Origin of the sequence: Microvirga pudoricolor (assembly GCF_016892705.1) — a bacterium.
Lineage (GTDB): Bacteria > Pseudomonadota > Alphaproteobacteria > Rhizobiales > Beijerinckiaceae > Microvirga > Microvirga pudoricolor.
Genome location: NZ_JAFEMB010000001.1, coordinates 95,835 through 116,998, shown reverse-complemented (window position 1 = coordinate 116,998; position 21,164 = coordinate 95,835). Strand labels below are relative to the sequence as shown.

Annotated in this window: 21 protein-coding genes; 8 read left to right on the top strand and 13 right to left on the bottom strand. The window is 66.5% G+C overall.

Annotation, left to right across the window (positions count from 1 at the left end):
- Positions 1-13: 13 nt before the first annotated feature.
- Positions 14-1,441 carry a cardiolipin synthase gene (gene cls, locus ILT42_RS00550; RefSeq protein ID WP_204213358.1) on the top strand — a complete coding sequence of 476 codons (1,428 nt, stop codon included), beginning with the start codon at positions 14-16 and terminating at the stop codon, positions 1,439-1,441.
- Here cls and ILT42_RS00545 read toward each other — a convergent pair.
- The 4 genes from ILT42_RS00545 to ILT42_RS00530 all read right to left on the bottom strand — a co-directional run bounded on the left by ILT42_RS00545 (position 1,438) and on the right by ILT42_RS00530 (position 6,580).
- The gene (locus ILT42_RS00545; protein ID WP_204213357.1) at positions 1,438-2,676 is read right to left on the bottom strand and encodes an MFS transporter; all 1,239 of its coding nucleotides are present in this window, start codon (positions 2,674-2,676) and stop codon (positions 1,438-1,440) included. The two genes, cls and ILT42_RS00545, sit on opposite strands and share 4 nt — an antisense overlap.
- A 113-nt stretch (positions 2,677-2,789) precedes the next feature.
- Positions 2,790-3,563: a trans-aconitate 2-methyltransferase gene (gene tam / locus ILT42_RS00540; protein ID WP_204213356.1), complete on the bottom strand. Its 774-nt coding sequence runs from the start codon at positions 3,561-3,563 to the stop codon at positions 2,790-2,792.
- Positions 3,564-3,613: 50 nt separating this feature from the next.
- Positions 3,614-4,078 (bottom strand): hypothetical protein, encoded by a 465-nt coding sequence (locus ILT42_RS00535; protein WP_204213355.1) that lies wholly within the window; start codon positions 4,076-4,078, stop codon positions 3,614-3,616.
- Between the two features lie 174 nt (positions 4,079-4,252).
- Positions 4,253-6,580, bottom strand: a complete 2,328-nt coding sequence (locus ILT42_RS00530) for an FdhF/YdeP family oxidoreductase (RefSeq protein ID WP_204213354.1) — start codon at positions 6,578-6,580, stop codon at positions 4,253-4,255.
- A 76-nt stretch (positions 6,581-6,656) separates the two neighbouring features.
- Here ILT42_RS00530 and pxpB point away from each other — a divergent pair, with 76 nt between their 5' ends.
- Both pxpB and ILT42_RS00520 read left to right on the top strand, forming a co-directional pair.
- On the top strand, positions 6,657-7,487 hold the full coding sequence (pxpB, locus tag ILT42_RS00525) for a 5-oxoprolinase subunit PxpB (RefSeq protein WP_204213353.1): 831 nt from the start codon (positions 6,657-6,659) through the stop codon (positions 7,485-7,487).
- Complete coding sequence (locus ILT42_RS00520) at positions 7,484-8,497, top strand: 5-oxoprolinase subunit C family protein (protein ID WP_204213352.1); 1,014 nt, start codon at positions 7,484-7,486, stop codon at positions 8,495-8,497. The genes pxpB and ILT42_RS00520 overlap by 4 nt, the downstream gene beginning before the upstream one ends.
- A 61-nt stretch (positions 8,498-8,558) precedes the next feature.
- On the opposite strand, the gene ILT42_RS00515 is transcribed toward ILT42_RS00520, so the two are convergent.
- Complete coding sequence (locus tag ILT42_RS00515; protein WP_204213351.1) at positions 8,559-9,047, bottom strand: Lrp/AsnC family transcriptional regulator; 489 nt, start codon at positions 9,045-9,047, stop codon at positions 8,559-8,561.
- Between the two features lie 115 nt (positions 9,048-9,162).
- On the opposite strand from ILT42_RS00515, the gene ILT42_RS00510 reads away from it, so the two are divergent.
- The 4 genes from ILT42_RS00510 to ILT42_RS00495 all read left to right on the top strand — a co-directional run bounded on the left by ILT42_RS00510 (position 9,163) and on the right by ILT42_RS00495 (position 12,751).
- Complete coding sequence (locus ILT42_RS00510) at positions 9,163-10,194, top strand: mitochondrial fission ELM1 family protein (RefSeq protein WP_204213350.1); 1,032 nt, start codon at positions 9,163-9,165, stop codon at positions 10,192-10,194.
- On the top strand, positions 10,194-11,156 hold the full coding sequence (trxB, locus tag ILT42_RS00505) for a thioredoxin-disulfide reductase (protein ID WP_204213349.1): 963 nt from the start codon (positions 10,194-10,196) through the stop codon (positions 11,154-11,156). Before ILT42_RS00510 ends, trxB begins: the two co-directional genes overlap by 1 nt.
- Before the next feature lie 114 nt (positions 11,157-11,270).
- Positions 11,271-12,161: a LysR family transcriptional regulator gene (locus tag ILT42_RS00500; protein ID WP_204213348.1), complete on the top strand. Its 891-nt coding sequence runs from the start codon at positions 11,271-11,273 to the stop codon at positions 12,159-12,161.
- A gap of 356 nt (positions 12,162-12,517) precedes the next feature.
- On the top strand, positions 12,518-12,751 hold the full coding sequence (locus ILT42_RS00495) for a hypothetical protein (protein ID WP_204213347.1): 234 nt from the start codon (positions 12,518-12,520) through the stop codon (positions 12,749-12,751).
- A 186-nt stretch (positions 12,752-12,937) separates the two neighbouring features.
- On the opposite strand, the gene ILT42_RS00490 is transcribed toward ILT42_RS00495, so the two are convergent.
- The 7 genes from ILT42_RS00490 to ILT42_RS00460 all read right to left on the bottom strand — a co-directional run bounded on the left by ILT42_RS00490 (position 12,938) and on the right by ILT42_RS00460 (position 19,948).
- Entirely contained in the window at positions 12,938-14,656 is a 1,719-nt protein-coding gene (locus ILT42_RS00490; protein WP_204213346.1) for an AMP-binding protein, read from the bottom strand.
- 223 nt (positions 14,657-14,879) lie between these two features.
- A complete protein-coding gene (locus ILT42_RS00485) occupies positions 14,880-15,560 on the bottom strand; it encodes a Fic family protein (protein WP_204213345.1) in 681 nt (226 codons plus the stop codon).
- A complete protein-coding gene (locus ILT42_RS00480) occupies positions 15,541-15,732 on the bottom strand; it encodes a hypothetical protein (RefSeq protein ID WP_204213344.1) in 192 nt (63 codons plus the stop codon). The genes ILT42_RS00485 and ILT42_RS00480 overlap by 20 nt, the downstream gene beginning before the upstream one ends.
- 271 nt (positions 15,733-16,003) lie before the next feature.
- On the bottom strand, positions 16,004-18,064 hold the full coding sequence (locus tag ILT42_RS00475; RefSeq protein ID WP_204213343.1) for an elongation factor G: 2,061 nt from the start codon (positions 18,062-18,064) through the stop codon (positions 16,004-16,006).
- A 166-nt stretch (positions 18,065-18,230) separates the two neighbouring features.
- Entirely contained in the window at positions 18,231-18,704 is a 474-nt protein-coding gene (locus ILT42_RS00470) for a DUF992 domain-containing protein (protein ID WP_204213342.1), read from the bottom strand.
- A 60-nt stretch (positions 18,705-18,764) separates the two neighbouring features.
- Positions 18,765-19,478: a class I SAM-dependent methyltransferase gene (locus ILT42_RS00465; protein ID WP_204213341.1), complete on the bottom strand. Its 714-nt coding sequence runs from the start codon at positions 19,476-19,478 to the stop codon at positions 18,765-18,767.
- Positions 19,475-19,948, bottom strand: coding sequence for a MarR family winged helix-turn-helix transcriptional regulator (locus ILT42_RS00460; RefSeq protein ID WP_204213340.1), 474 nt, complete (start codon positions 19,946-19,948; stop codon positions 19,475-19,477). The genes ILT42_RS00465 and ILT42_RS00460 overlap by 4 nt, the downstream gene beginning before the upstream one ends.
- A 126-nt stretch (positions 19,949-20,074) precedes the next feature.
- Between ILT42_RS00460 and ILT42_RS00455 the strand changes: the two genes are divergently transcribed.
- Entirely contained in the window at positions 20,075-20,497 is a 423-nt protein-coding gene (locus ILT42_RS00455; protein ID WP_204213339.1) for an organic hydroperoxide resistance protein, read from the top strand.
- A 57-nt stretch (positions 20,498-20,554) separates the two neighbouring features.
- On the opposite strand, the gene ILT42_RS00450 is transcribed toward ILT42_RS00455, so the two are convergent.
- A complete protein-coding gene (locus ILT42_RS00450; protein ID WP_204213338.1) occupies positions 20,555-21,103 on the bottom strand; it encodes a cupin domain-containing protein in 549 nt (182 codons plus the stop codon).
- Between the last annotated feature and the right edge of the window lie 61 nt (positions 21,104-21,164).

Here is a 21,164-nt window from a genome sequence, read left to right as displayed (position 1 = left end):
TCGGTCTCGAACCATGGAAGCTCTGAGCTGGGGTCTCGTCTATTTCCTGTCCGAATGGGTGATCCGCATCGTCATGGTCGTGGTGATCCCGTTCCGGCGCTCTCCGGATGCGGCGAGGGGCTGGCTTTTGCTCGTCCTGTTCCTGCCATGGCCGGCGCTCATCCTGTATCTTATGATCGGCCGGCCGGACTATCCGCGCTGGCGGCACGAACGCTTCGGGCAACTCGCGAAGGTGTTCCCGGGCATCATGGGCAAGGCGGCCGAGCCCCGCGCTCAGGCCGTGGCGCCGCTCCCGGACCATCTCCAGCCCGTGGCTCTCCTGAGCCGAAATCTCGGCCATTTCCCGGTCGTCGATGGCAATAGCCTCGAATATCTGCCCGACTACGACACGGTCATCGACCGTCTCGTGGCCGACATCGATGCGGCGGAGCGGGAGGTGCATCTCCTGTTCTACATCTTCGCGTCCGACGAGGCCGGGCGGAAGGTCACGGATGCGCTGGCCCGGGCCGTTGCGCGAGGACTCGATACCCGCGTTCTCATCGACGCCCAGGGGTCGCGGCCATGGGCCAAGGCAACGCTGGCCGGCCTGGAGGCGGCGGGCGTGTCGGTTCACCGGATGCTGCCCGTGCGGTTCCGGCCCGGGCACCGCATCCGCGCGGACCTGCGCAATCACCGCAAGATCGCCATCATCGACGGCCGCTACGGCTATGTGGGCTCACAGAACATCGTCGACCGCGATTTCAAGCCCGGCATCGTGAACCAGGAACTCATGGTGCGCCTGCAGGGGCCCATCGTGCAGCAGTTGCAGGCGACCTTTCTGGCGGATTGGTTCCTCGAGACGACGCAGGCCCTGTCGACGGACGATTTCGAACGGGAGGTCGACCGGGAGGGGAACGCGGTCCTTCAGATTCTCCCCAGCGGCCCGGACTACGTCGGCACCGGCATCGAGCACCTCGTCGTGGCGCTGGTGCACAATGCGCGCGAGCGCATCATCGTGGTGACGCCCTATTTCGTCCCCGACGGCGCCTTGCTGAACGCCATGAAGATCGCCGTTCTGCGCGGGGTCGAGGTTCATCTCGTCGTGTCGAAGATCGCCGACCAGACCCTCGTGCGCTTGGCGCAGCGTTCCTATTACGCGGAGCTGCTGCGGGCGGGCGTCCGGATCCACCTGTTCAAGAACAAGCTCCTTCATGCCAAGAACATGAGCGTCGACGGCCGGATCGGGCTCGTCGGGTCGAGCAACTTCGACATCCGCTCGTTCGTTCTCAATTCCGAGATCAGCCTGCTCGTCTACGACGAGGCCTCTGCCGCGAGGCTCGTGACGATCCAGGAAGGCTACCTGAGGGACAGCGAGTCGCTGACCTTCGAGGAGTGGCGCCGGCGTCCCTTCGCGATCCGTATCGTGGAGAATCTGGGCCGGATGCTGAGCCCGCTGCTCTAGGCTTTGCCGTCAGGCTGGATCACGAGTTGATCGCGATCCCGCAGCGCCGGGAAGAGCTTGCTCCAGATGCCCGCCACGAGCAGCGTCGCGAACCCGCCCGCGACCACGGCCGGGACGGCTCCGATGAGGGCCGCCAGGGCGCCGGACTCGAACTCTCCCAATTCGTTGGAGGCCCCGATGAAGATCGTGTTCACGGCCGCCACGCGCCCGCGCATCTCGTCGGGGGTGTCGCTCTGCACCAGGGTCTGGCGCACGAACACGCTCACCATGTCGGCGGCGCCCAGCACGAAAAGGCAGAACAAGGACAGGGGAAGACTTTTGGACAGCCCAAACGCGATGGTGGCCAGCCCGAAGACCGCGACGGCGACGAGCATTCGGCGTCCCGCTTTCCGCGGCAGGGAGTTGTGGGCGAGATAGAAGCTCATGCACAGGGCCCCGGCGGCGGGCATGCTGCGCAGCAATCCCAGTGCCCAGGGGCCCACGCCGAGCACGTCCTGGGCGAAGATCGGCAGCAGGGCCACCGCGCCGCCGAGGAGCACGGCCACGAGATCCAGGCTGATCGCTCCGAAGATGACGGGACGGGAGCGGATGAAGGTGAGCCCCGCGCTGAGAGTTTCCCAGCTGATCTTCTGGCGCGCCGTGTCGGCGCGCCTGTGGCTGATGAAGGAGACGAGGATCGCCGCGACCGCGAACGCCGCCGCCGAACAGGCGAACACGACGGTGGGGCCGAGAACATAGAGGAAGCCGCCCAGCGCCGGTCCCGAGATGGTCGCGGTCTGGTTGATGGACGAGTTGAGCGCGATGGCGTTGCCGAAATGCTCGCGGGGCACGAGGTTCGGCACAAGGGCTTGGCTTGCCGGGTTACCGAAGGCCCGCGCCGTGCCGATGAGGGCGACGAAGACGTAGATGGGCCAGATCACCTCGATGCGAAGGTAGGCGCAGGTGAAGAGGCCGGCGGAGGCGAGCGCCGTCAGCACATGGCTTGCGGCGATGATGCTGCGGCGGTCGAAGTGGTCGGCCACGTGCCCCGTGATCAGCGCGAAGGTGATGGCGGGCAGGAACGCCACGAGGCCCACGAGCCCCAGGGCCCAGGCGCTCTGGGTGATGTCGTAGACGAACCAGCCGACCGCCACGTTGTGCATCTGAAGGGCGAGGCCCGCCAGGAAACGCGACACGCTGTAGAGACGAAAATCGACGAACTGGAAGGCCGACCAGCCTCTCCCCATGCGCGACATCGGGCGAAGAACCTTTGAGGATCCGGGATGCCGGCCCATGAAGTCCGTTGCCGACGAAGGCTCCGTACGCCCCCGGTGCCCAAAGATCAACCCGACCGGACGGGGGCCTGGATTCAGGCCTTCCTGGCCACGAAGGAGAGGCGGGGAAAGCGCAGCAGCACCTTGCCGTCCGACTGCAGCGGATAAGCCCCTGCGATCGCGTCGCGGTAACGGGCGAGGAAGTCCCGGCGCTCCTCCTCGTCGAGCGGATCGATGAAAGGCTTGAGACCGGTGCTCTTGAGCCATTCGACGATGGCATCCGGTCCGTCCAGGGGATGAACGTAGATGGTGCGCCAGATGTCCACCGTGCAGCCTGCCTCGATCAGCCAGGCATAGATCTCCTCCAGCGACGCGACGGCTACGCGCTCGACGGCCGCCCCCTGAAGCTTCCGCGACCAGGGTCCCGACCGGGCCACGTCCCGCATGAGCGCGTGGGAGGCCTCGGACAGGTTGTTCGGGACCTGCACGGCAAGGCAGCCGCCCTTGGACAGGAAGGATGCGAGCCGGGGCAGAAGGGTCCGGTGATCGGGCACCCATTGCAGGGCCGCGTTGGCAAAGATCAGGTCTTGGGGCGCGTCCGGCTGCCAGGCGCCGATATCCGCCTGCTCGAACCGGGCGCCCGGCACCCGGACCCTGGCCTTGTCCAGCATGTCGGGGGAGGTGTCGATGCCCGTGACCAGGGCGTCGGGAAACCGTCTCGACAGAAGTTCGGTGCTGTTGCCGGGTCCGCAGCCGAGATCGGTGACGCGCGAGGCCCCGGCAAGGGGAACGCGCGCCAGGAGCTCGACGGCCGGACGGGTCCGTTCATCCTCGAACTTGAGATAGAGGTTCGCGCTCCAGTCGTTCATGCCGGCCTCCACGGGTTTCCCGGAGGGTTACAGGGCAGGCGGATCCGCCGCTAGCGTCCGGGCCGGCGCGGCTGTGGAAAATGGTAATCCTCGTCCTCTTCGTCGGCAGGCGGCTCGCCGGGCGCAGAGTGCGCCCCGCCCCACGGGACGAGATGGCGCTCGTACATGGCGGTCCAGCTTCGATACAGCCCCCGCATGATGAGGAGCCCTGCCGCCGCCCCGATCCAGTTCATGGCGATGTGGGCGATTTCCGCCTGAGCCGAGAAAACGAAGGTGTGCAGGGCCAGGAGGACACCGCCCACCGCCAGGAGAGCGGGAACGAACCATCGCCCGGCCGTGATCGGCACCCCGACCCCGAGGGCGACGCCAGCCAGGAGCGCCGAGCCAAGCTGCTCCACATGCCCCTCGAGCCCCGGATGCTCCTCCAGACGCAGAACCAGGGTGTGCTGGATCAGGCGGGCGATGACGTAGAAGCAGGCGACCGCGATGGCGATCCTGGCGGCAAACCTGAGCATGCGGTGATGGCTCTGTCTCGGGTCCGAGGGGCTCGGACGCAGCGACACGACAACGCCCGATGGAAGGAATTCGTTCAGCCTCGGCCGACGTCGAAATGACAATAAGCCTTTATAACGTATATGAAATTCGCCGCGATGGGACGCGCAGGGCGCTTGGCCCGGCACGTCGGAGTGTCACTCGGCGGCTTCGGTGTGAGAATCCGCGCGCCGGACGAGCACCGGGACGCTCTTGGCGGCCGGGACCTTGCTCTCCCGCGCATAGTGCCAGAGCGGAATCAGCACGTTGAGCTCCGGGTAGTAGCCGCCGCAACACCCTTCGGGCACATTGTAGGCGGTCACGCGCAGGCCGCCCACCTGGCGCTCCACCCCGTCGTCGACGGCGGTCTCGAGCCGGACGATGTCGCCTTCCGCGAGGCCGAAGCGCTGCATGTCCGCGGTGTTCATCAGAACCACGTCGCGGGTGCCGCGAATCCCGCGGAACCGGTCGTCGTAGCCGTAGACCGTGGTGTTGAACTGGTCGTTGCTGCGCAGCGTGATGAGGCGCAGGGCCTCCGGCTTCTTGTCGTAGATATCGATGCCGTCCGCCGTCAGGGCCTCCGGCACCTTGAAATTCGCCTTGCCGGTCTCGGTCTTCCAGGTCCGGTAGCGTGCCGCGACGGGCCGGGGGAAGCCGCCGGGCTTGAACAGGCGCTTGTTGAAGTCCTTGAACTGATCCGGATAGGTCGCCTCGATGGCATCGCGGATGCGGGCATAGTCGCCCACCCACGCGTCCCAGTCGATCCTCGGGTTCGGCGGCAGGGTCGCCTTGGCGAGTTCGGCCACGATCCGGGGCTCCGACAGGAGATGGGTGCTCGCGGGCTCGACCTGGCCCCAGGAGCCGTGGATGCAGGTGGTGCTGTCCTCCATGGACACGGCCTGCTCGCCCGTCGCCTGCCGGTCGTACTCGATCCGTCCGAGACAGGGCAGCAGGTAGGCGATCTCGCCATGCACCAGATGGCTCCGGTTGAGCTTCGTGGCCACCTGCACGGTGAGGCGCATCCGGCCCCAGGCCTCCTCCATCAGCCGCGTCTCGGGGATGGCGCGCACGAAATTGCCGCCGAGGCCCACGAAGGCCAGAACCTCTCCCTTGAGGATCGCCTCGCAGGCCTCGACGGTGTTGAGGCCATTCTCCTGCGGCGGCTCGAAGCCGTAGAGTTCCTTCAGCTTCTCGTTGGGCACCAGCGCGGGTTTTTCGGTGATGCCCACGGTCCGCTGGCCCTGCACGTTGGAATGGCCGCGCACGGGGCAGATCCCGGCGCCGGGCTTGCCGATATTGCCGCGCAGGAGCAGCAGGTTCACGAGCATCTGCACGGTCTGCACGCCGAGCTGGTGCTGGGTGAGCCCCATGCCGTAGACCCCGATGACCGCCTCGGATCGCGCATAGACCCGCCCGGCCGCCTCGATCTCGGCCCGACGCAAGCCGGAGGCCTTCTCGATTTCGTGCCAATCGGCGGCGCGCGCGGCCGCCTCGAAGGCGTCGAGGCCGTGGGCATGCGCCTCGAGGAACTCGACGTCCAGAACGCGCGGCTTCCCCGCCGCCTTCGCGTCGTCGTCGAGGGCGAAGATCGTCTTGCAGATTCCCATGATGGCCGCGATGTCGCCGGCCGCCTTCACCTGGTGGTATTGCGTGCTGATCTTCGTCTCGATGCCGGCGGCCATCTCGGCTGGCGATTGCGGATTGGTGAAGCGCTCGAGACCTCGCTCCCGCAGGGGATTGAACGTGATGATGTTGGCGCCGCGCCGCCTTGCCTGCTGCAGGTCGTGCAGCATGCGGGGGCTGTTCGAGCCCACGTTCTGGCCGAAGAAGAACAGGAGGTCGGTCTTCTCGAAATCGTCGAGCAGCACGGTGCCGACGGGGGCCCCGATGGATTCCGGGAGCGCCACGGAGGTGGTCTCGTGGCACATGTTCGAGCTGTCGGGCAGGTTGTTGTTGCCGTAGAGCCGCGCTAACAGCCCGTACATGTAGCTCGCCTCCAGGGAGGCTCGCCCGGAGGCGTAGAACACGGCCTTCTTCGGATCGGCCGCGCGCACGGCCTGGAGCTCGCGCCCGATCTCGGCAAAGGCCTCCGCCCAGGAGACGGGCCGGTAGGTGTCGGTCTGGGCGTCGTACCTCATCGGCTCGGTGAGACGGCCCTGCTCCTCGAGGGCGAAGTCGCTCCAGCCGCGCAGATCGGACAGCGTGTGCTCGCGGAAGAAGTCCGGCGTGCAGCGCTTGTCGGTGATCTCCCAGGCGGTGGCTTTGGCGCCGTTCTCGCAAAACTCGAAGGGGTGGTGGTCGGCGGGTTTCGCCCAGGCGCAGCTCACGCACATGAAGCCGTCCGGCTTGTTCTGGGCCCAGAGCACCCGCGAGCCTTTGACCGGCACCTCCTCCTGCTGGAGAATGTTGCCAAGGGACTTCGCCGAGCCCCAGCCGCCTGCCGGACCCTCGTAGGGCTGGATGTCGGTTTCGTCGTCGCGCTGCATCCTGGTTCTCCTGCTCGCCGGCCCCGACCGCCCAGGGATGGAGATAGAGGATGCGTTCCCGAAAGGAAGGTGAGCCATGGCGTTCCTGCGGTCACGGAGGGGTGACAGGGCGGGGGACTTGGCCTATCGGCAGGGCACGTCGCAACCCTCTCAGCTCACGCGGTCCCGCACCGCCGACAGGCTTCCCGTGCTCCCTCCTCGAATCCTTCCCTGTGGCGACGCCGCCGTCTCGGTCGAGTTCGGCGACGCCATCGATCCAGGTCTCAATGCCAGGGTCCTGGCCTTGGACGAGGCCCTGCGCCGGGCCGCGCCGAAGGGAGTGGTCGAGACGGTTCCGACCTACCGCTCGCTCCTTGTCCACTTCGACCCTCTGGCGACGGATCACGACGCCCTGACGGCCTTCCTCGAGGAGCAGGCGCGGTCCGTCGCGCCGCTGGAATCCACGGGACGCCGCTGGAGGGTGCCGGTGGTGTATGGCGGCGCCTTCGGAGAAGACCTCGACGATCTGGCGGGCGCGCACGGGCTGACCGCCGCCGAGGTGATCGAGCGGCATGCCGGAGCGGTCTACAGGATCTACATGATCGGCTTCCTGCCCGGCTTCGCCTATCTGGGAGGGCTCGATCCGGCGCTTGCGACCCCGCGCCGGACCCAGCCGCGCGCCAGGATTCCGGCGGGGTCCGTCGCCATCGGCGGCGCCCAGACGGCGATCAGCTCCATCGAGGGCCCGAGCGGCTGGCATCTCCTGGGCAGGACGCCGGTGCGCAGCTACGATCCGGGTCGTGAGCCCGCTTTCCTGCTGGCGGCCGGGGACGAGGTGGTGTTCGAGCCGGTCGATCCCTCCCGTTGGGACGATTTCGAGCGCGCCGCGCAGGCAGGCCAACCCGTCGCCGAGCAGGTGCATCCATGAGCGGCCTCCTGGTGCGGGAGTGCGGTCCGATGACGAGCCTCCAGGACCGGGGGCGCTACGGCTATCAGAACGTGGGCGTGTCGCCGTCCGGGGCCATGGACGGCCGGGCGCTGGCGCTCGCCAACGCTCTCGTGGGCAACGCCCTGGACGTTGCCGCCATCGAGTTCATGAACCTGGGCGGAGCCTTCGCGGCCATCGGGGGAGACGCCCGCATCGCGGTGGCGGGCGCGTCCTCCCTCGCCGTCGACGGTGTTCCCGTACCGCCGAACACCGCCGTGCTCTTGCGGGACGGACAGGTCGCAGGGGTCAGCCACACGCGGGGCGGGGCGTTCGCCTATCTGGCGGTGGCGGACGGCTTCGATCTCCCGCCCCAGCTCGGCAGCCGCTCCCTCCATCCGCGCTCGAAGCTCGGCGGGTTGAACGGCGCGCCCTTGAGGGCCGGCGACCGCCTGCCCCTGCGGGGGGATCCCGGCGGCGAGCCGCTTCATTACCCGGGCGAGATACCGTCGGAATCCGGGCCGATCCGGGTGATGCTCGGGCCGCAGGACGATTACTTTACGCCCGAGGGCCTGCGCACCTTCCTGGAGGAAGAATTCACGATCAGTCCGCTGGCCGACCGGATGGGCTATCAGCTCGCCGGCCCGGCGATCGAGCACGCCAGGGGCTTCAACATCGTGTCGGACGGGATCGTCACGGGCCATGTCCAGGTGCCCGGCAGCGGGCAGCCCATCGTTCTGATGCGCGACCGGCAGACCACCGGTGGCTATCCGAAGATCGCCACCGTGATCAGTGCCGATCTCGACCGTTTCGCGGGGATGCAGCCCGGCGCCGTGCTCCGGTTTCGCGCCGTGGGACGCGACGAGGCCCTGGCGGCCGCCCGGGCGCTGGCGGATTGGCGGGACTCCTTGCCGTCCGCGCTGGTGCCGGTTCGGTTCGAGCCGACGACGGAGCGCCTGATGGGTCTGAACCTGATCGACGGCATGGTCGATGCCAGGGCAGCGCATCTCTAGAGCGGCGGGGGCCCGCCAGGCTCTTGCGCCGCCTGGGGTAGGCCTAGCGGCTCGACGGCTCTCAGGAGACCGTGGGCTCCGGCACGTCTTCCAGCGGGACCAGGGCCTCGTCCTTAACGAGGTCCAGGGTCAGCGCCGTGCGCACGTTGCGCACGTTGGGCAGGGCGGTGAGCTCTGACACGAAGCTCTGGAAGGCGGACAGGTTCGGCGCCACGCATTTCAGGATGAAGTCAACGTCGCCGGACAGGACCCAGCACTCCCGCACCATGGACCATTCCTTGATCCGCTTCTCGAAGCCGTCGAGCTCGGTCTTGCCCTGGACCGCGAGCTGGACCATCGCGAAGCAGACGATCTCGAACCCGAGCGCCTTGGGGTCCAGCATGGCCCGGTAGGCCTTGATGATGCCGGCATTCTCCAGGGCCCGCACCCGCCGCAGGCAGGGCGGCGCCGACAGCCCGACACGGCGCGCCAGCTCCACGTTCGTGATGCTGCCATCGGCCTGAAGCTCCCTCAGGATAGCCCAGTCTATGGAATCGAGGCGTCCGCGCACATGACCTCCGGGAATGGCTCGTCTTGGCTGACTAGACCGTGTAGAGGGAAGGCACAAGGAGGACGCGCGCTCAAGTCGCAACGATCCTCATGAACTCCACAGGCAGTTTGATCGAATGTTGCGTGATCCAGCCGGCCCGACCGAGCCCGGCCCCATCACCTCCTGGGTGCTCACGGACGGCAAGGCCGGGGACGAGAACCAGTGCCTGGGGGTGGCGACGGCCCTGGGGATGACGCCGGAAATCCGCCGGGTCCGGCCGCGTCCGCCCTTCACGTGGGCGATGCCGTGGGGACCCATCGACCCGCGCGAGCGGCCCGGCGCCCACAACAGCCCCATCGTGCCGCCTTTTCCGGATCTGCTCATCGCATCCGGCCGGCGGGCGGTGCCCTATTGCGCCTTCGTCAAGCGGGCGACCGGCGGACGCACCTTCACGGTGTTCCTGAAGGATCCGCGCACCGGAGCGGGGGCGGCCGACTTCATCTGGGTGTCGGAGCACGACCGGCTGCGCGGCCCCAACGTGCTGGCCACCCTCACGCCGCCCCACGGCATCCTGCCGGGCCGTCTCGCGGCCGCGCGGGCGGCGCCGGATCCGCGCCTGGCGGGCCTGCCCCGGCCCCGCGTGGCGGTGCTGGTGGGCGGGTCGAGCCGCCACCACCGGTTCACGGATGCGGACGTGTCGCGGTTTCAGGCTCAGCTCGAAACCCTGGCGAAGGGCGGCGCAGGGCTCATGATCTCGGCCTCCCGCCGCACCCCCGACGCCCTGAAGCGGGCCTTGGCAGGCCTTGCCGCGACCCATGGCGGCTTCTTCTGGGACGGAACCGGCCCCAACCCTTTCCTGGCCATGCTTGCGCTCGCCGACGCCCTGGTGGTCACGGCGGATTCCACCAACATGGTGGGCGAAGCGGCCGCCACGGGCCGGCCCATCCTTCTGTTCGAGCCCCAGGGCGGCCACCCCAAGTTCACCGCCTTCCTGAACGGCCTGAAGGGCAAGGGAATTGTGCATCCCTTCACGGGCTCCCTTGTGGGAGACCCGTACCCGCCCTTAAATGCTACCCTTGAGATCGCGGCGGCCATCGCAGAACGATGGAACCGCCACCGCCGGGCCCTCGGCTTGCCCGCAGCGGACCTTGCACCGGAGACACCCTGATGGCCCATATCCACGCCAAGCTCATGATCATCGGCTCCGGCCCGGCCGGCTATACGGCGGCGATCTATGCGGCCCGCGCCCTGGTGGAGCCGGTGCTCATCTCCGGCTTCCAGCCCGGCGGCCAGCTTATGATCACCACGGACGTGGAGAACTATCCGGGCTTCGCCGACACGATCCAGGGACCCTGGCTCATGGAGCAGATGCGCATGCAGGCCGAGCATGTGGGCACCCGCATGATCTCCGACCACGTCACCCGGGTCGACCTGAACCAGCGCCCCTTCCGCCTCGAGGGCGATTCCGGCAACACCTACAGCTGCGACGCCCTGATCATCTCCACGGGCGCCCAGGCCAAGTGGCTGGGCCTGCCCTCCGAGGCGCTCTTCCAGGGCTTCGGCGTCTCGGCCTGCGCCACCTGCGACGGCTTCTTCTACCGGGGCAAGGAGGTGCTGGTGGTGGGCGGCGGCAACACGGCCGTGGAGGAAGCGCTCTATCTGGCCCAACTCGCCTCCAAGGTAACCCTCGTGCACCGGCGCGACTCCCTGCGCGCCGAGAAGATCCTGCAGGACCGGCTGCACAAGCATCCCAACATCAGCGTGATCTGGAACTCGGCCGTCGAAGAGATCTGCGGCACGCAAGGGCCCGCCTCGGTGACCCATGTGCGTCTCAAGAACCTCGTCACGGGGCAGGTCTCGGACTTCAACACGGACGGCGTCTTCGTCGCCATCGGCCACAAGCCCTCGACGGAGCTGTTCGCGGGCCAGCTCGACATGAAGGCGGGCGGCTACCTCCAGACCAAGCCCGGTTCCCCGGAGACCAACGTGCCGGGCGTGTTCGCGGCGGGCGACGTGACCGACGACGTCTATCGCCAGGCCGTCACGGCGGCCGGCATGGGCTGCATGGCGGCGCTGGAGGCCGAGCGCTACCTCGCGACCCTGGAAGAATCCCGCGAAGCTGCCGAATAGCCACACATAAACAGAGAATTAAGCCTTCGAACGGAATTCCTGTTGCGTCTGCCCATGTATTGGTAAGACGATCACGCGACCTGCTTCCAGAGGGAGGGTCATCGGGGGAATACCGTGGACTGGGACAAGATCCGGATTTTTTACACCGTCGCCGAAGCTGGCAGCTTCACGCGCGCCGGTGACGATCTGGGGTTGAGCCAGTCGGCGGTGAGCCGCCAGATCAGCGCCCTGGAGCGGGAGCTCAAGGCCCCCCTGTTCCACCGCCACGCCCGCGGTCTCATCCTGACCGAGCAGGGCGATCTCCTGTTCCGGGCCGCCCGTGACATGCGCATGCGGCTCGAAACCACCAAGGCCCGCCTCGTGGAGACGAGCGAGCGCCCGTCGGGGGACCTGAAGGTCACCACGACGGTCGGCCTCGGTTCCATCTGGCTCGCGCAGCGCATCGCCGAGTTCATGGACCTGTATCCGGATGTGCGGGTCGAGCTGCTGCTCTCCAACGAGGAGCTGGACCTGGCCATGCGGGAAGCCGACGTGGCGATCCGCCTGCGTCGCCCCGCCCAGCCGGACCTGATCCAGCGCCGCCTGTTCACGGTGCACTTTCACGTCTATGCGTCGACGGACTACATCAAGCGTTTCGGCGAGCCCAAGAGCCTGGAAGACCTGGACGAGCACCGCATCGTTTCCTTTGGCGGCCAGCAGCCCTCCTACCTCATGGCCGTGCACTGGCTCTCCACAGCCGGCCGCGAGGGCAAGGAGCCGCGCGCCTATCATTACGTGGTGAACAACATCACGGCCTTGAAGATCGCGGTGGAGACCGGCGCGGGAATCGGCGTGCTGCCGGATTACGCGGTGGTGGGCAATCCCAACCTCGTGCAGATCCTGCGTGACGTGGAGATGCCCTCTCTCGACAGCTATCTGGTTTATGCAGAGGAAATGCGCTCGGTAGCGCGGGTGCAAGCCTTCCGCGACTTCCTCATCAACAAGGCCCAGCGCTGGACGTTCTAGACTCATCTTTGCAGAAAAGCCTGCACAGACAGCCTCTTGAGCCTTCTAGCCTAAAGCCAAGCTTCAAAGCTTGACGGAATTATGTCGTCCCTTGCGTCAAGCTATGCGCGCGGCGCAGCCCTTTCATGAGGCATATTGCATTGCGAAAAAGCACGATGCTTGCGATATCGGCATTGGCTGATTTCACACGGCACCGCTACTTCCTCCCAGCGCTGTCGTGTCGGCCGTTCCCTCTGGAAGGTTTTGACGAATTTTTGTCGGACCTCTTGACTTAGCCGGGCCCCGCGCCCGGCTTTTTTCTTTTGAGCCCCCCGCATTGAGCGTAGAATCCGGGACATCCGCCGGAGGATCGCGCCATGCTGCGCATCATGCTCACGATTGCGGCTCTGGTCGCCGCTCCCGCCCTATCGATTGGTCAGGTCCACGAAGCCAAGCTGCCGGACTGCTATTGCCGCATGGAGGGCCGCATCTTCGCCGAAGGAGAAAGCGCCTGCATGGCCACGCCGGACGGCCCTCGGGTGGCCGAGTGCGGGATGGCCATCAACGTCATGTCATGGGTGGTGACGAGCCGGCCTTGTCCGGTGATGTGAGGATTGCCGGGGGGCAAAGCGCAAGTCCTCATCCTGAGGGAATAGCAGAGCCATTCGTCTCGAAGGATGATTCAGCGGAGTGCTTCCGGTGCCAACTGGACCATCCTTCGAGACGCCCGCTATGCGGGCCCTCAGGATGAGGCTTCGAGACAAACGACACTGCGATCATGAGGCCGGCACGACCTTTTACGCCGCGCCCATGGCCTCGTCCTTGAGCGCCCGGCGCAGCACCTTTCCGACGTTCGTCTTCGGAAGCGCCTCCCGGAACTCGATCCGGCGCGGCACCTTGTAGCCCGTCAGGTTCTCGCGGCAGAAGGCCCGCAGGGCATCGGCCTGAAGGGCCTGATCCTTGCGCACCACATAGGCCACCACGGCCTCGCCGGACGCCTCATCCGGCAGCCCGATCACGGCGGCCTCCAGGACGCCCGGATGGCGAACGAGCACGTCCTCCACCTCGTTGGGATAGACGTTGAAGCCCGACACGAGGACCATGTCCTTCATCCGGTCGACGATCCGCACCCTGCCGTCCGGCTCGATTACGGCGACGTCGCCGCTGCGGAAATAGCCGTCGGCGGTCATGACCTTGGCGGTCTCGTCGGGTCTCTTCCAGTAGCCCGCCATCACCTGGGGGCCCTTGATGCAGAGTTCCCCGCGCTCGCCGTAGGGCAGGGGCGTGCCGTCACCGGATCGCACGGACACGTCCGTGGACGGGATCGGATACCCGATGGTGCCCGTGAAATCCTCGATGTCGAGGCGGTTGATGCACACGATGGGCGAGGTCTCGGACAAGCCGTAGCCCTCCACGATGGGTTTGCCCGTGATGAGCTTCCACTTGCGCGCCACGGCCTCCTGCGTGGCCATGCCGCCGGCCGCCGCCAGCACCATGCGGGAGAAGTCGACCTGCTCGATGCCCGGCGCGTTGGCGAGGGCGTTGTAGAGGGTGTTCACGCCGGCCATGAGAGTGAAGGGCCGGGACTTGAGCGTTTTCACGAAGCCCGGAATGTCGCGCGGGTTGGCGATGAGGAGCTGGCACCCGCCGATCCTCACCACGAGCAGGGAACAGACCGTCAGCCCGAAGATATGGTAGAGCGGCAGCGCCGCGATCATCACGTGATCCGTCCGCTCGCCGAAATGCGGCCGCATCCAGAACTCGGTCTGGATCACGTTGGCGGCGACGTTGCGGTGCAGCAGGACGGCCCCCTTGGCGATGCCCGTGGTGCCGCCGGTATATTGCAGGAAGGCCACGTCGTCTGGCGAGACCGCCACCGCCTTCGGCTTGCAGCTTCCCTCTTCCTTCATCACGGTCTTGAACGTGATCGAGCTCGGCAGACGGTAGGGTTTGACGGCCCGCTTCACCCGGCGGGACACGAGGTTGACGATCGCGCCCTTGAGGCCCAGCAGGTCGCCGGGCGCCACGATGACGGTACGGTCAAGCTTGAGGGAGGGAAGCGCTTCCTCGACGGTGTGGGCGAAGTTCTCCAGGACGAAGAGGATCCGGGCGCCGGAATCCTGGATCTGGTGACCGAGTTCCCGCGCCGTATAGAGCGGGTTGACGTTGACCACGGCATAGCCGGCCTTGAGGATTCCGAAGATGACCGCCGGATAGGCCATGACGTTCGGAAGCATGATGGCGACGCGGTCGCCTTTCTCGAGCCCCTGATGCTGGAGCCAGGACGCCACGGCGTCCGAGGCGCGGCCGAGCTCGGTATAGGTCATGCGGGAGCCGAAGCTCTCCACCGCCGGGCGCTCCGGAAAGGCCGAAACGCTGGCCTGCAGCATGTCCACGAGGGTCCCGACATTCTCGTCGATGGCGGGCGGTACGCTGGGCGGGTAGGACGCAAGCCAGGGTTTTGATGGAGCATCCGCTCCGGCCGAGAAAGTGGCCGCCTGGGGCGTGGCGTTCATGGATCCTCCCTTCGCGCTGCACGCGAAGCTGTTACGCTGGAGATGGCGTCTCCTTACATGGCTCTAATGTGGCGCGACGGAACTCTTTTGTCGATGGGGAGGCGGCAAAGCTTGGATGCGAGGATTCTCGACCTCGCTGAGGCAAGTTGCAAGACAATGCCTGCCAAGCTCAAGCCGGAGTGGAATGTTCCAGCGTCAGGCGCTTGGGTTCTCTGGAAATGAACTACGAATCCTCCGAGGCATCGATTTTGCCGCCCGCGAATTCATAGAATCCTGCCAATTGGCGGGCGAGCATGCCGGCCAGGAGCGCTTCCATCTTCGACACATTGACCTGACCGTGGCTCCAGGCTTCATCCGCGGCGTCCAGGGCATCGAAATAGGGGACGCGGTTTTCAACAATCTGATCGGGGATCGTCGGTGTTCCAGGAAGCAAGGACTGCGCCCGGATCGACATCACGACATAAGAGAGGATGCGGGACGTCCTGCCATTGCCATCCGCGAAAGGATGAATCCAGTTGAGGCGCCACATAAGATAAGCCCCAAGGTGGATTGGCGTTGAACTCTCCCAGTTCTCATTGACGTAATCACACATTTCCTCGATCAGTTCCGGAACGAGGTGTGCCCCTGGCGGCTCGTGCTTGCTTCCTTCGATTTCCATTCCGGCAGGCCGAAAGTTGCCAGCATACATGCTGATCCCCTTCAGCGCTTCTCGCTGAAGTCCCAATACGAGCGACGGTCTCAACTTGAACGACCCTCGATCGAGCGCGCTTTGTACGGCAGAGATACCAGCATCGTATTGCCGTAGGCCATTGAGAGCCTCCGCCTCCGCTTTTATCTGCGGGTCATTGATGAGTTCAGGCTCAAACGCCTTACTGTCCCGCTTCTCAGGGCCGCTTGGGTTCATGCTCTTCCCTGGCGAGCTTCTCCGCCTGTTCATCAATCATCTTGCGCGTGATGCGACTATTCTCGAAATGGGTGTTCCCATAAGCGAAGCTGCGCCTTTGCTGCTCGCGATGCTCGCGCGTTACCTCCACGGTTTTAGCGGCCTCCAGCAGTGCTTTGAGAGACTTCGTCATATCATGTCCTAAGAATCGCCCTATGAGGGAGCCAATGCCGCTCAGCCTACCGAGGCTGACGCTCCACCAATCTGAACCTCGTGACAAGGCTGCCGTTCCGCTGCTTCCTGTGGAAAAGGTCAAGCTTGTCCGAATGGGGGTGACGCTTCCACAGATCCTGGAACCTCGCAACTTCCTTAAGGCTGTATTCAGGGATGCGATGAGGTCATCGGTATTCTGACACACCGATGACCGTCCAGATCTGATTATCCAACCGCGAATATCGTCAGCCCTAGTGGGCATTCATCCGCACCACCGCCTCGGAGGGCCGCCCCGACATCTCGGCCATGTGGTCGAACCGGGTCGAGAACGTGCCCACCCCCGCCGTCACAGAACGGAGCTCCACGATGAGGTCGCCCATCTCGGCCTCCGGGATCGAGGCGCTGAGCACGTCCCAGCCGTCCCAACCGGGGCGTGCGTCATAGCCCAGGATCTGGCCCCGGCGGGCCGTCACGAGGCCCGTGGCCCGGGCGAGCGCCTCCGACGGGACGGCGATTTCCACGGACAGGACCGGCTCCAGCAGGACCGGCTTGGCCTTGGGCAGGGCCTCGGCCAGGGCGATCCTGGCGGCGGCCTGGAAGGCCGCGTCGGAGGAATCGACGCTGTGATAGGAGCCGTCCGTCAGCCGAACCGCGAGGTCGACGACGGGAAAGCCGAGGGGACCGCACCTGATGGCGTCGCGCACTCCCGTCTCCACGGACGGTATGTACTGCCGGGGCACCACGCCGCCCGTGATGCTGTCCTGGAACGCGAACCCCTCACCCCGGGGCAGGGGGGCCACCTCGATGGCCACGTCGCCGAACTGCCCATGTCCGCCGGTCTGCTTCTTGTGGCGTCCCCGTGCGGCAGCCGGCGCCCGGATGGTCTCGCAATAGGCCACGTGAGGCTTGGCCGTCTCCACCTGGACCTGGAAGCGCGAAGCCAGACGCTCGATGGCGACCCGCAGGTGCATCTCGCCTTGCCCGTGAAGGCGGATCTCTCCCAGCTCGGGCCGGGTCTCGACCGACAGGGCCGGATCCTCCTCGACGATCTTCGTCAGCGCGCTGGACAGGCGCACGTCGTCCTTGCGGTCCCGCACCTTGAGAGCGAAAGCGTAGACGGGTTTGGGCACGACGACTGACAGGACCGCGTCGGGCTTGGCCTTGCCGGTGGCGAAGCTTTCCGCCGTGGCGATGCCCTCGAGGCGGCCGAATCCCACGAAATCGCCCGCCCTGGCCTCCTGGATGCGCGTCGCGCCCGAACCCACCAGGGAAAACAGGCTGGCGATGCGGCTCTCCTGCCCGCGCGATCCGATCACGGTCTCGCCCTCATGGAAGGCGCCGCGCAGGACCCGCGCCAGGGACAGCTTGCCGCCTTGCCCCGCATGGAGCGTTTTGACGGTCTGGGCCAGCGGCGGCCCGTCGGGCGCCACGCCCAGCCGCGCGCAGGTTTCGGACAGGAGCGGGGCCTCGTGGCGCAGGGCTTTCAGGAGCCGTGTCACGCCGTTGCCCCGCTCGGCGGAGCCGATGAGCGCCGGGACCACATGGCCGCCCCGCAACTCCTTGGCGAGATCGTCGAAGACCCGGTCCTTGGGCGGCTCGATCTCAGAGATGAGTTCCTCCATCAGGGCGTCGTCGTAATCGGCGAGCTTTTCCAGCATGGCGAAACGGGCCTCGCGCTCCCGGGGCAGCTCCCCGTCCGGCACGTCCACGATCTCGCTCGGCGCATGCTCGCGGTAGATGAAGGCTCGCTCCAGGGCGAGGTCGATGAAGCCGATCGCGATGCCGTCCTTCCAGATCGGGATCTGGCGCAGCAGGAGCGGGGTGCGGGAGGCGCGCTGCAGGAGCGCAAGCGTTTCCCGCAGCCGGCGCGTGGCCGTATCGATCTTGTTGACGAACAGAAACCGCGGGATCTGCGCCTCCTCGAGCTCGCGCAGAACGATTTCCAGCGCCGGGATCTTCCGCTCGTCCGCCTCGCACACCACGATGGCGGCGTCGCAGACCGGGGCCACGTTGCGCAGATCGTGCAGGAACTCCACCGAGCCTGGGCAATCGATGAAGGTCATGGCCTCGCCCAGGAACGAAACCGTCGCCACATTGGGCTCGACGCTCATGGCGTGGGCGCGGGCCTCCGCGCTGGAATCGCCCGCGCTGGCGCCGTCCGAGACCCGTCCGGCCCGGCTGATGGCGCCGGTGCGCTCCAGGATGGCTTCGAGGAGCGTGGTCTTGCCGCTTTGGAAGGGGCCCACGATGGCAAAGCATCGAGGACCCGCAGGATGTCTCGCCTGAGGTGCCGCCTGTCCGTTGGGTGCCATGGGAAATCTCCTCCCGCCCCCGCCGATGCGTCGAACCCTGCGCTTCTTCAACGGCGCATGCCCGCGATGGTCTGCCCCCGGACAGGGCTTGGCAAGAGGGCGGTCTCGCAGGCGCGAAAGCGGAAGGCCGGGCCCCTGGCCCGGCCTCCATCGGCGCCGATACGCCCTAGCGTCCGGCGCGCAGTTCCAGGTCGCCGACGCCGACCGCGAGGTTCAGCCCACGCTGGCGGCTGACGGAGAGCGGCTGCAGCGAGATCGAGCGGTTGGATCCGCCCACGAGGATATTGGTGCCGACGCCGCCTCCGATGGTGGCCTCGCCCGTGCCGCCCACATAGGTTCCGGCGAGCGAGCCCGGCGCCATGCTGCCGTCGGCGATGACCGCCCACGTGATCACGCCCGACTTCGTCGCACCGATATCGAGGCCGAACTTGCGGATGACGCCGGTATAGGTTTCGGCCGGACCCCGGCGCGGCCTGAAAGTGCAGCTCGTGGCCTTCTGGGAGCCCAGGATCAGGCCGACGCCGCCCGCCACGTTGCAGGTGAGCACGCCCGCCCGGGTCTTGGGCTGGGCCTGGGCCTGCGACAGGCCGCCGGCCGCGACCAGCGCGAGCGCGGCCATGAGGGGAACGATACGGGACATCACGATCTCCTGAAGCTTGGCTTTTCAGAAGATCAACGGAATGTGATCGGGGAGGTTCCGTCAGACAGGATCGCCGTTATCGGGCGCCGCGAGGCGGGCCTCGTAGGTCATCCGCGCCTGGTTGTGGCCCATGTTGCGCTCCAGGCGCCGGGGCACGAAGCCCGCGTCCCGGAGCAATTCCTCGATCTCGTCCTCGGCGTAATGCGACAGACCGATCTCCTCGCGGATCTTGCGGTATTCGGAAAAGGCCGTGCGGCCCAATCCCAGCAGGGCCGATTTCAGGAAGCCGCCCTGCCACGCGAGCGACAGCAACGCCCTGGCGTCCGTGATGGGACTGACGTCGTGCGGGATGATGTCGGCCAGGATCAGCCGGCCATCCGGCGAGAGCTTGCCTCGCCAGATCGCCAGCAGGCCGCGCAGATCCTCCAGCGAGAGATATTGCAGCAAGGAGTTGACGACGATGAGGTCGAGGGAGCCGTCCTCGATGTGGTCGAGCTGCTCCGGCGCCAGGACCGTGATGCGCCCGTTCGCGCCGAACCGCTCCACGAGCCGGTCGCGCACCAGCGGAGCACCGTCGCACAGGTAGAGGTGCGAGCACTGCCGGGCCACGCGCTCGGCGAAGAGCGCCTCGCCGCAGCCATAGTCGAGCACCTGGGCGTTCGCGGAGGGGAGCAGGGCCACGATATCGTTGGAGACGAGCCGGTAATGGAGCAGCTTGTGCCGCTCGCCGCTGTAGATCGGCGTGTCCTGGTTCCAGTATTCGCGCCAGCTCATCCGGGCTCGTCCTCCTGTATGGCCTGCGGCTCGTAGGCCTGCAGCCTGCCGCGCAGATCCGCAAGCTGCCCCAGCAGGGCGCGATACTCGTCTCCCGCCATGCCGAGGGTGCAGCCGATTTCCTGGGGCACTCCGCTGGCCCTTTCCTGGAGCGCGCGGCCTTCGTCCGTCAAGCTGATCCTGACTTGGCGCTCGTCCGCCTTGTCGCGCGCCCGCCGGACATAGCCTTGGGCCTCCAGGCGCTTCAGGAGCGGCGTGAGGGTGCCGGAATCGAGAAAGAGCTTCGCGCCGATCTCCCTGACGCTCAGGCCATCCTCCGCCCAAAGCACGATCAGGACCAGATATTGCGGATAGGTCAGGTCGAACGGCGCCAGGATGGTCCGGTAGGCGCGGTTGAAGGCGTGCGCCATGGAATAGACCGTGAAGCAGAGTTGGTTGTCGAGAGCCTGTGCGGGGTTCTTTGCAGTCATATCAACCTCGCCGAGAAGATTGTCGGATTTATCAATTGCGCGCAATTCATTTCCATGTCACACCTAGTTATCGATTGCGGACAATTTAATTGCGCAATTGTTAAAGCGAACGATCAGGAGACGACGATGCAGGCCCTCTACACAGCACATGCGACGGCAACCGGCGGGGGACGTGAAGGTCAGGCTTCGACTGATGACGGAACCCTCGACCTGCGCATCACGACCCCCAAAGAGCTGGGCGGCGCGGGCGCGGCGGGCACCAACCCGGAGCAACTGTTCGCAACCGGCTATGCGGCCTGCTTCCTCGGCGCGCTGAAATTCGTGGCCTCGCAGCAGAAGGTCGCGCTCCCGGCCGACGCGTCCGTCGCGTCTTCTGTGGGGATCGGCAAGCGCGACGACGGCCAGGGCTTCGGGCTGGTGGTGGAGCTGAAGGCGCACCTGCCCGGCGTGCCCCGTGAGCAGGCCGACGACCTCATGCGTCGCGCCGACGTCGTGTGTCCCTACTCGCATGCCATTCGGGGCAACGTGCAGGTGACCCTGTCGGCCTAAACCCAGCGATCTACTATGCGACGGAGGCCGTCCGCGATCTGGGCGGCCTTCACCGTCTCAGGACCAGAGCTTCATCAGGGGTCCGTCGGTCCCGTCGATGGGATCGGCGTCCGGGAGGGGCACGGCGGCGATGCGCTGGCGCGCGCCCGCGATGGCGCCGGCATCGTCGCGGATGAGGTCGCATTCACGGCCATCCGCATAGGCGCCCACCACCGACAGGTCGGCGGTGCCGTTGATGAGCGCGTGTCCGACGCCGGCTGGGATGACCACTACGTCGCCCGCCGTGAGCCCGACCAGATCGCCGCCTTCGCCGCCGAAGCGCACGCTGGCCGAACCCGATACGAGTCCGAGCACCTCGTGGGCGGTCGAGTGATAATGGTGGTAATCGTAGATGCCGTTCTGCCAGGCCCCGGTCCAACCGTTCTTGGCGAAGGTCGCGATCAGGGATTTGGCGCGATCGGACGCGGCGGGGGACATGGCGCGCCGCTTCACGATCAGCGGCAGCTTGTTGTTCGGGATCAACCCGTCATCCGCGAACACGAACGTCTCCGTTCCCAGCGGCACATTGTACGCATGCCGCTCTCCATAGGCTCTCGCATCGGTCATGGACGTTCCTCCCAACCGGAGTGAACGTCGCGGCGTGACGAAAGATCGACCTTGGCTATCG

Bases quoted from the DNA above. Each gene is read 5' to 3' on its own strand.
- cls (WP_204213358.1), top strand. From the start codon at position 14: ATGGAAGCTCTGAGCTGGGGTCTCGTCTATTTCCTGTCCGAATGGGTG.
- ILT42_RS00545 (WP_204213357.1), bottom strand. From the start codon at position 2,676: ATGTCGCGCATGGGGAGAGGCTGGTCGGCCTTCCAGTTCGTCGATTTT.
- tam (WP_204213356.1), bottom strand. From the start codon at position 3,563: ATGAACGACTGGAGCGCGAACCTCTATCTCAAGTTCGAGGATGAACGG.
- ILT42_RS00535 (WP_204213355.1), bottom strand. From the start codon at position 4,078: ATGCTCAGGTTTGCCGCCAGGATCGCCATCGCGGTCGCCTGCTTCTAC.
- ILT42_RS00530 (WP_204213354.1), bottom strand. From the start codon at position 6,580: ATGCAGCGCGACGACGAAACCGACATCCAGCCCTACGAGGGTCCGGCA.
- pxpB (WP_204213353.1), top strand. From the start codon at position 6,657: ATGGCGTTCCTGCGGTCACGGAGGGGTGACAGGGCGGGGGACTTGGCC.
- ILT42_RS00520 (WP_204213352.1), top strand. From the start codon at position 7,484: ATGAGCGGCCTCCTGGTGCGGGAGTGCGGTCCGATGACGAGCCTCCAG.
- ILT42_RS00510 (WP_204213350.1), top strand. From the start codon at position 9,163: ATGTTGCGTGATCCAGCCGGCCCGACCGAGCCCGGCCCCATCACCTCC.
- trxB (WP_204213349.1), top strand. From the start codon at position 10,194: ATGGCCCATATCCACGCCAAGCTCATGATCATCGGCTCCGGCCCGGCC.
- ILT42_RS00495 (WP_204213347.1), top strand. From the start codon at position 12,518: ATGCTGCGCATCATGCTCACGATTGCGGCTCTGGTCGCCGCTCCCGCC.
- ILT42_RS00490 (WP_204213346.1), bottom strand. From the start codon at position 14,656: ATGAACGCCACGCCCCAGGCGGCCACTTTCTCGGCCGGAGCGGATGCT.
- ILT42_RS00485 (WP_204213345.1), bottom strand. From the start codon at position 15,560: ATGAACCCAAGCGGCCCTGAGAAGCGGGACAGTAAGGCGTTTGAGCCT.
- ILT42_RS00480 (WP_204213344.1), bottom strand. From the start codon at position 15,732: ATGACGAAGTCTCTCAAAGCACTGCTGGAGGCCGCTAAAACCGTGGAG.
- ILT42_RS00475 (WP_204213343.1), bottom strand. From the start codon at position 18,064: ATGGCACCCAACGGACAGGCGGCACCTCAGGCGAGACATCCTGCGGGT.
- ILT42_RS00470 (WP_204213342.1), bottom strand. From the start codon at position 18,704: ATGTCCCGTATCGTTCCCCTCATGGCCGCGCTCGCGCTGGTCGCGGCC.
- ILT42_RS00465 (WP_204213341.1), bottom strand. From the start codon at position 19,478: ATGAGCTGGCGCGAATACTGGAACCAGGACACGCCGATCTACAGCGGC.
- ILT42_RS00460 (WP_204213340.1), bottom strand. From the start codon at position 19,948: ATGACTGCAAAGAACCCCGCACAGGCTCTCGACAACCAACTCTGCTTC.
- ILT42_RS00455 (WP_204213339.1), top strand. From the start codon at position 20,075: ATGCAGGCCCTCTACACAGCACATGCGACGGCAACCGGCGGGGGACGT.
- ILT42_RS00450 (WP_204213338.1), bottom strand. From the start codon at position 21,103: ATGACCGATGCGAGAGCCTATGGAGAGCGGCATGCGTACAATGTGCCG.